14 protein-coding genes are annotated in these 13,616 nt (G+C 66.7%); all 14 read left to right on the top strand.

Annotated features, from left to right (window positions below; all coding sequences use genetic code 11):
• Nucleotides 1-2 precede the first annotated feature (2 nt).
• The 14 genes from fliG to VZ068_RS10365 all read left to right on the top strand — a co-directional run bounded on the left by fliG (nt 3) and on the right by VZ068_RS10365 (nt 13,444).
• Nucleotides 3-992 (top strand): flagellar motor switch protein FliG, encoded by a 990-nt coding sequence (gene fliG, locus VZ068_RS10430; RefSeq protein ID WP_046965535.1) that lies wholly within the window; start codon nt 3-5, stop codon nt 990-992.
• Nucleotides 989-1,609, top strand: coding sequence for a FliH/SctL family protein (locus VZ068_RS10425; RefSeq protein WP_349657578.1), 621 nt, complete (start codon nt 989-991; stop codon nt 1,607-1,609). The genes fliG and VZ068_RS10425 overlap by 4 nt, the downstream gene beginning before the upstream one ends.
• A complete protein-coding gene (gene fliI, locus VZ068_RS10420; RefSeq protein WP_005997126.1) occupies nt 1,606-2,982 on the top strand; it encodes a flagellar protein export ATPase FliI in 1,377 nt (458 codons plus the stop codon). The genes VZ068_RS10425 and fliI overlap by 4 nt, the downstream gene beginning before the upstream one ends.
• A 3-nt stretch (nt 2,983-2,985) precedes the next feature.
• Nucleotides 2,986-3,441, top strand: coding sequence for a flagellar export protein FliJ (gene fliJ, locus VZ068_RS10415; RefSeq protein WP_259150169.1), 456 nt, complete (start codon nt 2,986-2,988; stop codon nt 3,439-3,441).
• Entirely contained in the window at nt 3,438-4,715 is a 1,278-nt protein-coding gene (locus VZ068_RS10410; RefSeq protein WP_349657577.1) for a flagellar hook-length control protein FliK, read from the top strand. The genes fliJ and VZ068_RS10410 overlap by 4 nt, the downstream gene beginning before the upstream one ends.
• A 165-nt stretch (nt 4,716-4,880) precedes the next feature.
• Nucleotides 4,881-5,423, top strand: a complete 543-nt coding sequence (locus VZ068_RS10405) for a flagellar basal body-associated FliL family protein (protein ID WP_259150174.1) — start codon at nt 4,881-4,883, stop codon at nt 5,421-5,423.
• Nucleotides 5,424-5,432: 9 nt separating this feature from the next.
• Nucleotides 5,433-6,446: a flagellar motor switch protein FliM gene (fliM, locus tag VZ068_RS10400; RefSeq protein WP_046965540.1), complete on the top strand. Its 1,014-nt coding sequence runs from the start codon at nt 5,433-5,435 to the stop codon at nt 6,444-6,446.
• Nucleotides 6,443-6,781, top strand: a complete 339-nt coding sequence (fliN, locus tag VZ068_RS10395) for a flagellar motor switch protein FliN (RefSeq protein WP_046965541.1) — start codon at nt 6,443-6,445, stop codon at nt 6,779-6,781. The genes fliM and fliN overlap by 4 nt, the downstream gene beginning before the upstream one ends.
• Nucleotides 6,778-7,185, top strand: coding sequence for a flagellar biosynthetic protein FliO (gene fliO, locus VZ068_RS10390; RefSeq protein WP_259150191.1), 408 nt, complete (start codon nt 6,778-6,780; stop codon nt 7,183-7,185). The genes fliN and fliO overlap by 4 nt, the downstream gene beginning before the upstream one ends.
• 1 nt (nt 7,186) lies before the next feature.
• Nucleotides 7,187-8,041 (top strand): flagellar type III secretion system pore protein FliP, encoded by an 855-nt coding sequence (gene fliP, locus VZ068_RS10385; RefSeq protein WP_259150195.1) that lies wholly within the window; start codon nt 7,187-7,189, stop codon nt 8,039-8,041.
• Between the two features lie 974 nt (nt 8,042-9,015).
• Entirely contained in the window at nt 9,016-9,285 is a 270-nt protein-coding gene (locus VZ068_RS10380; protein ID WP_005996207.1) for a flagellar biosynthetic protein FliQ, read from the top strand.
• Between the two features lie 13 nt (nt 9,286-9,298).
• Complete coding sequence (fliR, locus tag VZ068_RS10375; protein ID WP_259150203.1) at nt 9,299-10,090, top strand: flagellar biosynthetic protein FliR; 792 nt, start codon at nt 9,299-9,301, stop codon at nt 10,088-10,090.
• A 92-nt stretch (nt 10,091-10,182) separates the two neighbouring features.
• Nucleotides 10,183-13,140 carry a diguanylate cyclase gene (locus VZ068_RS10370; RefSeq protein WP_349657576.1) on the top strand — a complete coding sequence of 986 codons (2,958 nt, stop codon included), beginning with the start codon at nt 10,183-10,185 and terminating at the stop codon, nt 13,138-13,140.
• Between the two features lie 148 nt (nt 13,141-13,288).
• Nucleotides 13,289-13,444, top strand: coding sequence for a hypothetical protein (locus VZ068_RS10365; protein ID WP_259168074.1), 156 nt, complete (start codon nt 13,289-13,291; stop codon nt 13,442-13,444).
• Nucleotides 13,445-13,616 lie beyond the last annotated feature (172 nt).

Here is a 13,616-nt window from a genome sequence, read left to right as displayed (position 1 = left end):
CGATGACCGGCGTACAACGCGCTGCCGTGCTGTTGCTGTCGCTTGGCGAAAGCGACGCCGCCGAAGTGCTCAAGCACATGGACCCCAAGGAGGTGCAGAAGATCGGCATCGCCATGGCCACCATGACCGGCATCTCGCGCGACCAGGTCGAGAAGGTCATGGACGAGTTCAACGGCGAACTGGCCGGCAAGACCTCGCTGGGCGTGGGCGCCGACGACTACATCCGCAACGTGCTGATCCAGGCGCTGGGTGCCGACAAGGCCGGCGGCCTGATCGACCGCATCCTGCTCGGCCGCAACACCACCGGCCTGGACACCCTGAAGTGGATGGACCCGCGTGCGGTGGCCGACCTGGTGCGCAACGAGCACCCGCAGATCATCGCCATCGTCATGGCGCATCTTGACAGCGATCAGGCGGCCGAGTCGCTGAAGAACCTGCCCGAGCGCACCCGCGCCGACGTGCTGCTGCGCATCGCCACCCTGGACGGCATCCCGCCCAACGCGCTGAGCGAGCTCAACGACATCATGGAGCGTCAATTTGCCGGCAACCAGAACCTGAAGTCGTCCAACGTGGGCGGCATCAAGGTGGCGGCCAACATCCTCAACTTCCTGGACACCGGCGCCGACCAGGGCGTGCTGGGCGAGATCAGCAAGATCGACGCCGACCTGGCCACCAAGATCCAGGACCTGATGTTCGTGTTCGACAACCTGGTGGACCTGGACGATCGTGGCCTGCAGACGCTGCTGCGCGAAGTCTCCGGCGAGCGCCTGGGCCTGGCGCTGCGCGGCGCCGACACCAAGGTGCGCGAGAAGATCACCCGCAACATGTCCCAGCGCGCTGCCGAGATCCTGATCGAAGACATGGAAGCGCGCGGCCCGGTGCGCCTGGCCGACGTGGAAGCGGCGCAGAAGGAAATCCTCACCATCGTCCGCCGCCTGGCTGACGAAGGCGCCATCAGCCTCGGCGGCGCCGGTGCGGAGGCCATGGTATGAACGACGTGGTCACCCGCTGGCTGGCCCCCGACCTGCACATGGCCCTGGCCGCGCCGGAACCGGAGTTCGACGAACCGGCCGCGTACGAGCCGGTGCTGCGCCCGCCGACCCTGGAAGAGATCCAGGCCATCGAAGACGCCGCCCAGCAGGAAGGCTTTGCTCGCGGCCATGCCGAGGGCTTTGCCCAGGGCCAGTCCGAAGTGCGCCGGTTGACCGCGCAGATCGACGGCATCCTGGACAACTTCACCCGTCCGCTGGCGCGGCTGGAAAACGAGGTGGTCGGCGCGCTTGGCGAATTGGCCGTGCGCATCGCCGGCCAGTTGGTCGGGCGTGCCTACCAGGTCGAACCGCAGCTGCTGGCCGACCTGGTGGGCGAGGCCGTGGATGCGGTCGGCGGCGCCGGCCGCGAAGTCGAAGTGCGACTGCACCCGGACGATATCACCGCGCTGCTGCCGCATCTGGCGCCCAGCAGCACCACCCGCGTGGCCCCGGATCTGAGCCTGAGCCGCGGCGACCTGCGCGTGCACGCCGAGAGCGTGCGCGTGGACGGCACCTTGGACGCGCGCCTGCGGGCCGCCCTGGAGACAGTCATGCGCAAATCCGGAGCGGGCCTGTGAGCGCCCTGTTCGGTGCCACCCCGGCCGATTGGCTGGATGCACGCAACCTGCGCCTGGCCACCCGGCTGGGCACGCTTGGCCTGGAGCCCACCGCCGGACGCACCCTGATCCGCGAAGGCATCCTGCGCCGCGCGGTCGGCCTGACCCTGGAGGCGACCGGCTGCGAAGCGCCGATGGGCGCCACCTGCAAGGTCGAAGTCGACGGCGGCTGGGTGGATGCCGAAGTGGTCGGCTTTGCCGGCGAACGTACCTACCTGATGCCCAGCGCCGAACTGCACGGGCTGCTGCCCAACGCCCGCGTGGTGCCCTCGCGCCGCCGTGGCGGCGTGGAAGTGGGCGAAGGCCTGCTCGGCCGCGTCATCGACAGCGATGGCACCCCGCTGGACGGCAAGGGCCCGATCCGCGGCGAAGGCAGCGTCAGCATGGCCGGCATGTCGATCAATCCGCTGGCGCGCGAACCCATCACCACCTCGCTGGACGTGGGTGTGCGCGCCATCAACGCCATGCTGCCGATCGGCCGTGGTCAGCGCGTGGGCCTGTTCGCCGGCTCCGGTGTCGGTAAATCGACGCTGCTGGGCATGATGACCCGCTTCACCTCGGCCGATGTCATCGTGGTCGGGCTGATCGGCGAACGTGGCCGCGAAGTGCGCGACTTCGTCGAGACCACCCTGGGCGAGGAAGGCCTGCGCCGGGCCGTGGTGGTCGCCGCCCCGGCCGACCGCCCGCCGCTGGCGCGCCTGCATGGCGCCTACCGCGCCACTGCCATTGCCGAATGGTTCCGCGACCAGGGCCTGAACGTATTGTTGCTGATGGACTCGCTGACCCGCTTCGCCCAGGCGCAGCGCGAGATCGGCCTGTCGGTCGGCGAGCCGCCGACCACACGCGGCTACCCGCCGTCGGTGTTCGCCAAATTGCCGGCGCTGGTGGAACGTGCCGGCAACGGCGCCAAGGGCCGCGGCTCGATCACCGCCTTCTACACCGTACTGACCGAAGGCGACGACCCGCAGGACCCGATCGCCGACGCCGCCCGCGCCATCCTGGACGGCCATATTCTGCTGTCGCGTCGGGTTGCCGACAGCGGCCTGTATCCGGCCATCGACCTGGAATCGTCGGTCAGCCGCGTGGTGCAGGATATCGCCGACGAGCCCTGGCGCCTGCGCATCCGCAAGCTCAAGCGCCTGCTCTCTGCCTACACCGCCAACCGCGACCTGATCGCCATCGGCGCCTACCAGCGCGGCAGCGACCCGGCCACCGACGAAGCATTGGCGCGCTGGCCGGAGATCGTCGAATTCCTTGGCCAGGACGTCCACAAGGCATCGCTGCTGAGCGACAGCCTGTCCGCGCTGCAGCAACTGGTGGAACCCGAGAATTAATCCATGATGCAGTCCAAGCGAATCGATCCCCTGCTGCGGCGGGCCCAGGAACAGGAAGACAAGGTCGCCCGCGATCTGGCCGAGCGCCAGCGCGTGCTGGAGACCCACCAGTCGCGCCTGGAGGAACTGCGCCGCTACGCCGAGGAATACGCCAACAGCCACATGGCCGGCACCAGCGCGGTGGCGCTGAGCAACCGCCGCGCCTTTCTGGACCGGCTCGACAGCGCCGTGCTGCAGCAGGCCCAGACCGTGGAAAGCAACATCGCCAAGGTCGAATCCGAGCGCACCCGCCTGCTGCTGGCCAGCCGCGAAAAGCAGGTGCTGGAGCAACTGGCCGCCAGCTACCGCGCCCAGGAAAACAAGGTGATCGAACGTCGCGACCAGCGCGAGATGGACGATCTGGGCGCACGCCGCTCGCGCCTGGCGCGGGCCGAAGATACTCACGGAGAATCCGTATGAACCCCCTGTCCGCGTTTGCCGCCGGCCTTGGCGCGCTTGCCAGCACCGGCAAGAAGTCCAGCTACAGCGACCCGTCGTCCGAGCAGGATCCGGCGCAGGACCAGTTCGCGCGCATGCTCAATCCGGCCAACACGCCCACCCACGCCCCGCCGCAGGCGCCCGAGCGCGTGCCGGCCAAGCCGCCTGCCGCCAAATCCAGCCAATCCGACAAGAACCGCGCCGACGACGAACAGGGCGACGACGCGCCCGGCGATGCGACCAAGCGCCCGCGCGCCCAGGACGGCGATGCCAAGTCTGCCCAGCCCGCCAAGGAATCCGCAGCCAAGGACAGCAGTGCCACCACCGCGAGCGGCAAGAACGCAACTGCCAGCAAGGACAGCAAGGACGCCCCCGCCGATGCGGCCACGACCACCGAGGCCGGCTGGCCGCCCGCCGGCCTGGGCGGTTTTGGCATGAGCCTGCTGGCCCAGGCAGTACCGGGCGGCGATGTGCTCGCCGCCGCTGCCGCAGCGCTCGCCGCCAGTGTGGCCAATGCGGCCGGCGCCACGCCGACCGCGACCGCACTGCCGAGCGATGCCACCGCGCCCACAACCGCTGCTGCCGCAACCGCCACCGCCCTGCCCCCCCTGGGTGCGCTTACGCCGGCTGCCGCCGCAGGCGCCAAGCCCACCTCGGCCACTGCGGTCAGCGGCGATGCGCAGACCGCCGCGCTGATGAGCATGGCGGTCAAGGCACTGGACCCGGCCGACGACAGCGCAGCAGTGGACGCGCCGAATGCCCCGGCGTTCGTGCTGCCCACCGCCGCGCCCACGCTCACCCGCCTGCAGGACCCGGCGCCGATCTTCAGCGCATCGCCCACGCCGACCCCGGAGATGGGCAGCGACACCTTCGACGATGCCATCGGCGCGCGGCTGAGCTGGCTGGCCGACCAGAAGATCGGCCACGCGCACATCAAGCTCACCCCGAACGAGATGGGCCCGGTCGAGGTGCGGCTGCATCTGGATGGCGACAAGGTCAACGCCAGCTTCACCGCCGCCAGTGCCGATACCCGTCAGGCGCTGGAACAGAGCCTGCCGCGGCTCCGCGAAATGCTCGGCCAGAACGGTTTCCAGCTCGGCCAGGCCGATGTGGGCAAGCAACAGCAGCAAGGCCAGAGCGGCAACGGCAACGGCAGCGGGCGCGACGGCACCGGCCTCACCCTGGATGACAGCCCACCCGTCGGAATTCCGTCGGTAGTGTTACGCCAGCGTGGATTGCTGGACGCCTACGCCTGAGCCGCCGCGCCGGGACGGCCCGGCGCAACGCAAAAACGCAGCGCGCGCTGACCTTGCCGCCCGCTCTCCACCCTCGCAGCGCAAGGCTTGCGGGGGTTTTTGCACACGCGCCCACGCGGCGCCAGGAATCCGTCGCGGTTTTGGCACGCCAGTTGCATCCAATGGGTGAGCATTCCCCTGGAGCAGAACGTGGCAGCGGCCAAGAAACCTGAAAAGACCGAAGAGAAAGAAGAGAAGAAGAAAGGCGGCAAGAAGCCTCTTCTGCTGATCGCCATTGGCGTGGTCGTGCTGGCCGCGGCCGGCGGCGGTGCGTGGTTCTTCCTCGGCCACAAGGGCGATGAAAAAGGCGGCAAGCACGATGCCCCCAAGGTGGCCGAAGTGCCAAAGCCGGCACAGTACTTCCCGATGGACCCGGCGATTGTGGTCAACCTGGCCGATCCCGGCGACGGCCCGCAGTATCTTCAGGTCGAAGTGCAGCTGGTCACCCGCGACCCGGAAGAACTCAAACTCATCACCGAGAACGCCCCCGCCATCCGCGCGCACCTGCTGATGCTGCTGTCTCAGGTCAAGGCCACCGACGTGGCCGATCTGGCCGGCAAGCAGAAGCTGCAGAAATCCGCGCTGGCCGAAGCGCAGAAGGTCATGACCAGCGAAACCGGCAAGAAATGCATCGAAGAATTGCTGTTCACCAGTTTCGTCACCCAGTAAGGCTGCCCCATGAGCGTGAGTGATCTGCTTTCCCAGGACGAAATCGATGCCCTGTTGCATGGCGTCGATTCGGGTGCGGTCAACACCGAGCCGGAGCCGCTGCCCGGCGAAGCGCGGCAATACGATCTGTCCAGCCAGGACCGCATCATCCGTGGCCGCATGCCGACCCTGGAGATGGTCAACGAGCGCTTTGCGCGGCTGTGGCGCATCGGCCTGTTCAACCTGATCCGGCGCTCGGCCGACCTGTCGGTGCGCGGCATCGACCTGGTCAAGTTCAACGAGTACATGCACTCGCTGTACGTGCCGACCAACCTCAACCTGATCCGCTTCAAGCCGCTGCGCGGCACCGGCCTGATCGTGTTCGAACCCACCCTGGTGTTCACCGTGGTGGACAACTTCTTCGGTGGCGATGGCCGCTTCCATACCCGCATCGAAGGCCGCGAATTCACCGCCACCGAGATGCGCGTGATCCAGCTGATGCTCAAGCAGACCTTCGCCGACCTGAAGGAAGCCTGGGCGCCGGTGATGGAGGTGGACTTCGAGTACATCAACTCGGAGATCAACCCGCACTTCGCCAACATCGTCACCCCGCGCGAATACGTGGTGGTGTGCCGCTTCCATGTGGAGCTGGAAGGTGGCGGCGGCGAGATCCACATCACCCTGCCGTATTCGATGCTGGAGCCGATCCGCGAACTGCTCGATGCCGGCATCCAGAGCGACCGCAACGACCGCGACGACTCCTGGAACGTCATGCTGCGCGAGCAGCTCAACACCGCCGAGGTGACGCTGTCGAGCGTACTGGCCAGCAAGCGCATGAGCCTGCGCCAGCTCACCGGCCTGAAGGTCGGCGACATCCTGCCGATCGATCTGCCCGCGCAGGTACCGCTGTGCGTGGAAGACATTCCCATGTTCACCGGCGAATTCGGCGTCTCCAACGGCAACAACGCCGTGAAGATCACCGCCGTCCGCCCGCCCGGCGTGCAAGCCCCGCGTGCCGTTCCATCCCAGGACCCCAGCAAATGATCAACTCCGACATCCTCGACGCCGCGCCCGCCACCTTCGACAACCTGCAGGCCGAGCACGACCAGAATGCCACCGACCTCAACCTGGACGTCATCCTGGACGTGCCGGTGACGCTGTCGCTGGAAGTGGGCCGCGCCCGCATCCCGATCCGCAACCTGCTGCAGCTCAACCAGGGCTCGGTGGTGGAACTGGAACGCGGCGCCGGCGAGCCGCTGGACGTCTACGTCAACGGCACCTTGATCGCGCATGGCGAAGTGGTGGTGATCAACGACCGCTTCGGCATCCGCCTGACCGACGTGGTCAGCCCCAGCGAACGGATCCGGAGGCTGCGGTGATCGGCCTGCTGGCTGCCGCCGCGCCGGTCGCGGCCAAGGCCACCCAGGTCGGCGCGCAGGCGCCGTCCTCGCCCAGCCTGTTTGGCGCGGTCTTTGCATTGCTGTTGGTGCTCGCGCTGATCGTCGGCCTGGGCTGGTTGCTCAAGCGCATGCCCGGCAGCGGTTTTCGCAACAGCGAGGGCCTGCGCGTGGTGACCAGCCTGGCGGTGGGTGCCAAGGAACGCGTGGTGGTGGTGGAGGTCAACGGCCAGCAATTGCTGCTGGGCGTCACCGCCGGCGGCATCAGCACCTTGCACACCTTGCCCGAACCGCTGCCGCCAGCGCCCGCTCCCACCCTGCCCAATTTCAAGCAACTCCCCAATTTCGCCCAGCTGCTCGCTCAGAAGCTGCGCAAGGACCCGTGACATGTTCAGTCGTTGGAATCGCTGGGGGCGCAGCCTGCGCCTGGTCTTGATCCTGCTGGTGATGAGCTGCCCGCTGCTGGCCGCCGCCACGCCGGCCGCGTTGCCGTCGATGGCGCAGGCCGCTGCCCCCGCTGCCGCTGCCACACCGGCGCCGGCGGTGCCGCCCGGCTCCAACCAGTTGCCGAACCTGCCCAACGTGAGCGTGGGCCGCATCGGCGACCAGCCGGTGAGCCTGCCGCTGCAGACCCTGCTGCTGATGACAGCGATCACCTTGCTGCCGTCGATGCTGCTGGTGCTGACTGCCTTTACCCGCATCACCATCGTGCTGGGCCTGCTGCGCCAGGCGCTGGGCACCGGCCAGACCCCGTCCAACCAGGTGCTGCTGGGCCTGGCGATGTTCCTGACCGCGCTGGTGATGATGCCGGTGTGGCAAAAGATGTGGGGTGCCGGCCTGCAGCCGTACCTCAACAACCAGATCGATTTCTCCACCGCCTGGACGCTGACCACCCAGCCGCTGCGCGCCTTCATGCTGGCGCAGATTCGCGAGACCGATCTGATGACCTTCGCGGGCATGGCCGGCGACGGCAAGTACGCAGGTCCGGACGCGGTGCCGTTCCCGGTGCTGGTGGCCTCGTTCGTGACCAGCGAGCTGAAGACCGCCTTCGAGATCGGGTTCCTGATCTTCATCCCGTTCGTGATCATCGATCTGGTGGTGGCCAGCGTGCTGATGTCGATGGGCATGATGATGCTGTCGCCGATGCTGATCTCCGCGCCGTTCAAGATCCTGCTGTTCATCCTGGTGGATGGCTGGGTGCTGGTGGTCGGTACGCTGGCGGCGAGTTTCAACGCGTCGTAGGTATGGATGGCGCGCTGCGCGCGATCGATGTGGCTGGCACTGTCATTGGTATCCAGCTGAGCCACATTCAATTTGAGTGGTGTTTACGCCTGGCTGAGTTCGGCAGATAGCGTCAGCAGGCCTGAGCGCGGTGGTTCCGGCTCTCCCTACCGGTCCCATAGCTGCAGTGTCCAGCTGTCTCTTATCGCTTTCAGCTTTCAGCTTTCCGATCTCCGCTCTTGCTGTTGCCTCCGCTTTCAGCTTTTTGCTCGTGCGGGCCCCCATACCGCAGCGGCAAGCCGGGTAGATACAACCCGAAGGGCATCGCGCATGGATGCGCGATGTTTTTGTAAGGGACATGGATGTCCCTTACAAAAATTTCTACCCGGATTGCGGACCTGGAGCGCGCAGCGCGGAAGGCGCGAGGACGGGGGTGTGTTTCTTTGGTCACTTTCTTTGCACAAGCAAAGAAAGTGACTCGCCCCCCGAAGGGGGACGAAAGCTTTGCACTTGCACTTGCACCTGTGTTGCCTCGTCGCATTGATTTCGCTTATCAATGCCACGCAGTGAAATCAAAGGCTTTCACGCCCTGTCGGGCGCGAGTCACTTTTCTTTGCTTGTGCAAAGAAAAGTAACCAAAAGAAAGCACACCCCGTCCTCGCGCCCTCCGCGCCTTCGGCGCTGCGGGTGCGCAAGTCCGGCAGAAATTTTTGTAAGGGACATCCCTGTCCCTTACAAAAACGTCGCGCATCCATGCGCGCCGCCCTGCGGGTTGTATCTGCCGGCCTTGCCGCTGCGGTATGGGGCCCCTGAAAGCCAACAGCAAAGCGCAGTTCAAGCAGCAGCAGAATCCAGCACCTCAATCAACGGCACCAATACCGCAACGGCTGACAGCAGTCTCCGTAACCGCGAAACTGCCAGCCAAACAACGAATCCCGAATCCCGAATCTCCAATCCCCGCCCCCTTTGGCACCCGACTTGCATCAGCACGCCCCATGAGCCCTGAAATCGCCCTGACTGAACTACGTGGTGGCCTGGTCACCGTCCTGTGGATTGCCGGACCGATGCTGCTGGCGGTGTTGATCGTCGGTGTGGTTATCGGCGTGGTGCAGGCCGCCACCCAGTTGAATGAACCCACCATCGGCTTCGTGGCCAAGGCGGTCGCGTTGACCGCGACCCTGTTCGCCACCGGCAGCATGTTGCTGGGGCATCTGGTGGAGTTCACCATTGCGCTGTTCCAGCGCATTCCGCATCTGATCGGTTAGCGGGCTGCACCGGATGGATTCCGCTACCCAGATGGTGATCGACGGCCAGCGCGCGTTTGCGATGGTCGGGGCGATCATGTGGACCATGCTGCGCACCGGTGCCTTGCTCACGGCCATGCCGTTGATCGGCACGCGCGCAGTGCCCGGGCGGGTGCGGGTGATGCTGGCCGGGACCTTGTCGATGGTGCTGGCGCCGATCCTGCCGCCGGTGCCGGAGTGGGACGGATTCACCGCGCAGGCAGTGCTGAGCATCGCGCGCGAGTTGGCCGTCGGCGCCAGCATGGGCTTCATGTTGAAGCTGATCTTCGAGGCCGGCGCACTGGCCGGCGAGTTGGTGTCGCAGTCCACCGGCCTGTCGTTTGCGCAGATGTCCGACCCGATGCGCGGGGTGACCTCCGGTGTGATCGCGCAGTGGTTCTACATCGGGTTCGGCTTGCTGTTCTTTGCGGCCAACGGGCATCTTGCGGTGATCTCGCTGCTGGTGGACAGCTACAAGGCGCTGCCGATCGGCACGGCCATTCCCGACGCCGGCGCGTTTGCGGAGGTGGCGCCGACCCTGTTCCTGCAGATCCTGCGCGGCGGGCTGACCCTGGCCTTGCCGATGATGGTGGCGATGCTGGCGGTCAATCTGGCCTTCGGCGCGTTGGCCAAGGCGGCGCCGGCGTTGAACCCGATGCAACTTGGGTTGCCGCTGACGGTCTTATTGGGGCTGTTCCTGTTGTCCAGCTTCGCAAGCGAGTTCGCGCCACCGGTGCAGCGCATGTTCGACACCGCCTTCGACTCCGCCAGAGAACTGACGGGCTGACCGTACGGCCGCTCAAGTTTTGCGACCGGTCGCCGTCAACGCTGGGGACGATTGACCCATTCGATCGCATTGCCTTCTTCTCGCGGAAACCGATGCCCAACGTGTCTGCGCTGTTCGTTCCACCTGGTTCGCGCGGCAAGGCGCTGCGCCTGGCAGCGCTGTGCCTGCTCGGGTGGCTGATCGCGGGCAGCGGATGGGCGCAAACCTATAGCTTTCACGATTACGCCCAGGCCGATGGCCTGCAGGGCATGACCGTCAACAGCCTGCTCGAGGACCGACAGGGCGTGGTCTGGGTCGGTACCGAACTGGCATTGCATCGTTTCGAACGCGAACAACTCATTCCCGTCGGCCGCGAAAGCGGGCTGGACGCACGCTATATCCGCGCGTTGACGCTGGATGGGCGCGGGCGCCTGTGGGTGGCCAGCGCCAACGGCGTGTTCGTGCGCAACGGCACCACCTTCAGCCCGATATTGCACAATGGCACCGCGATCCGCGCCGACAGCGGCAATGTGATCGCCCCGTACGCGGGCGGCGTGGTGGTGGTCAGCGAAAATCAGCTATTGCACCTGCTGCCGGCCAAGCCGGGCGGCTGGAGCGTCCGGGTGCTGCCGTTGCGGCTGGACGACGGCACCACCCTGCCCGCCGGTAAAGCCTTGCTGGCCGACGGCACAGCGCTGTGGGCCAGTTGCGGACAACGCGTCTGCCGCATCGATGCCGACGGACGCATCACCCAGTTGGGCGATGCCGACGGCGTGCCGGAACGGCAATGGCGCGCGGTGTTCCGCGACCATCGCGGCAACCTGTGGCTGCGCGGCGGCGGCTTGGTGATGTCGCGCGCGCCGGGCGAGCGGGTGTTCCGCGACCACGCACCCCCGGCCGGTACCCGGTTCGACACCCTGTCCGGCGCAACCACCTTGTCGGAGGATGCGCAGGGCCGCCTGATTACCCGCTCCGACCGCGGAATGGTGCGCTGGGAAGGCGATCACTGGCGCTATTTCGGGCACGATCAGGGGTTGTCGATCAGCCCGATGGTCGGCCCGTTGATGATGCAGAGCACCGGCCAGCTATGGATCGGCACGCGCGGCCTGGGTGTGCAGCGCTGGCTGGGCTACGGCACCATCGAGCACTGGGACGAAAGCCAGGGTCTGGCTGAATCGCCAACCTGGGCCATCCAGCGGCTGCCCAGTGGGGAGCTGCTGGTAGGCGGCGATGCCGGCTCCAATGTGCTGGATCCGCGGACCGGGCGCATGCAGCCGTGGACACTGGCCAACGGTGAGCCGTTGCTGCAATCGATCTCCATCGCGCTGTCGCCGGCAGATGGCGCGGCCTGGGTGGCGCGCTCGTCCGGAGCCCTGGCACGTCGCGACCCGCGAACGGGCAAGACCATCGACGTGCTGCAGCTCGGCCTGCCCACCAACAAGCTGCTGTTCGATTCGCGCGGGGTGCTGTGGGTCACCACGCCGCGCGGCCTGTACTCCGTCCCGCCCGAACTGCCGCTGCAGGCAAGGCGCGAGGAAGCGGTACCGGCGGCGTTCGTCGGCGATATCGAGCTGGATGCTCGGGGTCGACTGTGGGCCAGCACGCGCGAAGGGCTGTATCGCCAGGAAAAAAACGGCCGCTGGCTGCAGGTGCAGGTGCACGGCAACCTTCCCAGCCACGATTACTTCCTGCTGGACTTTTCCGACGACGGTCAGCTTTGGCTGTCCTTGCGCGACACCGGGCTGTGGCACGGCGCCGTGCAGGACGATGCGCAGGTCACGCTGACCGCAGTGAGCGACACGCTGGTGTCGCGCGTGATGCCGTTCATCCTGCGTCACGACAGCAAGGGACGCCTGTGGCTGGGCAGCAGCCAGGGCCTGGACCTGCTGGACCGTGGACGCTGGTCGCGCGCCACGCGCAGCGAGGGCCTGCTGTGGGACGACGTGTCTGCCAATGCGCTGTTCGAGGACGACGATGGCAGCGTCTGGCTCGGCAGCAGCCGCGGGCTGACCCATCTGATCGATCCGTCGCGTGCGTTCACCTCGCCGCCGCTCCGGGTGGAGGTGCTGCGCGTGCAGCGTGGCGGGCAGACCCTTGCTGCCGGTGCGCAGGTACCGTGGTCGCAGGTTCCGCTGGATGTGGATCTGAGTACGCCCGGTGCCGAAGGCGGCCCGGACCGCATCAGCTTCCGCTACCGCGTGGAAGGCCACCAGGCCAGCTGGACCAGCACCTCGCTCAGCCACATCACCTATCCGCTGCTGCCGCCTGGCCGCTATGCCCTGGAGGTGCAGGCCGTGGACGCGGGCCAGCGCAGTGCAAGCCCGATCACGCGCTTTGCCTTCGTGCTCAGTCCGCCCTGGTGGCGCGGCATTCCCGCCTTGATCGCGTACGTGTTGCTGGCGATCGCAGCGGTGATCGTGCTGTTGCGCTGGCGCACGGCCAAACTGCTGCGACGCAAGCGCGAACTGGAGCAGCTGGTTGCCGAGCGCACTGCCGAGCTGGAACAGGACAAGCGCGACCTGGAATCGGCACGTGCCGAACTGGCACTCAAGGCCACCCACGACGAACTGACCGGCCTGCTCAACCGCTCCGGCATTCTCGCCACGCTGCGCGAGATGCTGTTGCGGGCCGATGCAACGGCGCGGCCATTGGCGGTGGTGTTGATCGACCTGGATCACTTCAAGTTGGTCAACGATCAGCACGGGCATCTGGCCGGCGATGCGGTGCTGGCCGGGGTCGGTCGTCGGATGGATACGCTGGTGCGTGGCGACGACCGGATCGGCCGCTACGGCGGCGAAGAATTGCTGGCGCTGCTGCCGGGGCTGACGCACGAAGCCACGCATCGGCTCGATGCGCTGCACAGCGGCATCTGCGGCGATTACGCCATCGACGGTGGCTGGTTGCACGTCACCTGCTCGATCGGCGTGGCCTGGTTCATTCCCGGCGAAACCCTGGAGCAATTGCTGGCGCGCGCCGATGCCGCGCTGTACAGCGCCAAACGCAGCGGCCGCAATCGCATCTATTACGATGCCTCCCACCTCGCTGCGGCATCCGGCACTGTCGGCAACTGATCGCTGCGAGGCCGCTGCGGTCGCGTCATCGCGATTGGAGGCATCACGCCGGGCTGCGGCAGCGCCCGCATCCATGCAGCGCTGAACGTTGTCAGGGCATGCGACGGCCACGGGCGCGCGGTCGGGTGAGATGCCGAGTGGATCGAACATGAAGCTTGAGCGCAGTTTCGTTCGATCCAACGCGTGCCTGCGTGTCGGTCGTGTTCGCTCGATCACTGCCGGCCTCGATTGCCGCGTCCTGCACCTGCCACGCACATCTGGCGCGATCATCCAATGCATCGACAACGCGCAGGCGCATCGATGAGATGCACACATTTGCATCGATGGCGCACAGTCGCCTTGATGGGATGCACACATTGGCGTCGTACAGCGCTCGCGCCTGCCTGGCCGCTGTGCACTGGCAACGGCGTTGTCCTAAAGTAAATCGCGTGAACAGCCGCTAGTCGATATATCGCGGCCGCTATGGGGGGCTGCCA

This window comes from Xanthomonas sp. 10-10 (assembly GCF_040182365.1).
GTDB classification, from domain to species: Bacteria; Pseudomonadota; Gammaproteobacteria; order Xanthomonadales; family Xanthomonadaceae; genus Xanthomonas; species Xanthomonas arboricola_F.
Note: the sequence above shows the minus strand (reverse complement) of the source record. Positions and strands in the feature narration are given on the sequence as shown.

Coding starts and splice junctions, on each gene's coding strand:
- VZ068_RS10380 (WP_005996207.1), top strand. CDS start 9,016: ATGAGCCCTGAAATCGCCCTGACTGAACTACGTGGTGGCCTGGTCACC.
- fliG (WP_046965535.1), top strand. CDS start 3: ATGACCGGCGTACAACGCGCTGCCGTGCTGTTGCTGTCGCTTGGCGAA.
- fliN (WP_046965541.1), top strand. CDS start 6,443: ATGATCAACTCCGACATCCTCGACGCCGCGCCCGCCACCTTCGACAAC.
- VZ068_RS10425 (WP_349657578.1), top strand. CDS start 989: ATGAACGACGTGGTCACCCGCTGGCTGGCCCCCGACCTGCACATGGCC.
- fliP (WP_259150195.1), top strand. CDS start 7,187: ATGTTCAGTCGTTGGAATCGCTGGGGGCGCAGCCTGCGCCTGGTCTTG.
- fliJ (WP_259150169.1), top strand. CDS start 2,986: ATGATGCAGTCCAAGCGAATCGATCCCCTGCTGCGGCGGGCCCAGGAA.
- VZ068_RS10370 (WP_349657576.1), top strand. CDS start 10,183: ATGCCCAACGTGTCTGCGCTGTTCGTTCCACCTGGTTCGCGCGGCAAG.
- fliR (WP_259150203.1), top strand. CDS start 9,299: ATGGATTCCGCTACCCAGATGGTGATCGACGGCCAGCGCGCGTTTGCG.
- fliM (WP_046965540.1), top strand. CDS start 5,433: ATGAGCGTGAGTGATCTGCTTTCCCAGGACGAAATCGATGCCCTGTTG.
- VZ068_RS10410 (WP_349657577.1), top strand. CDS start 3,438: ATGAACCCCCTGTCCGCGTTTGCCGCCGGCCTTGGCGCGCTTGCCAGC.
- VZ068_RS10365 (WP_259168074.1), top strand. CDS start 13,289: ATGAAGCTTGAGCGCAGTTTCGTTCGATCCAACGCGTGCCTGCGTGTC.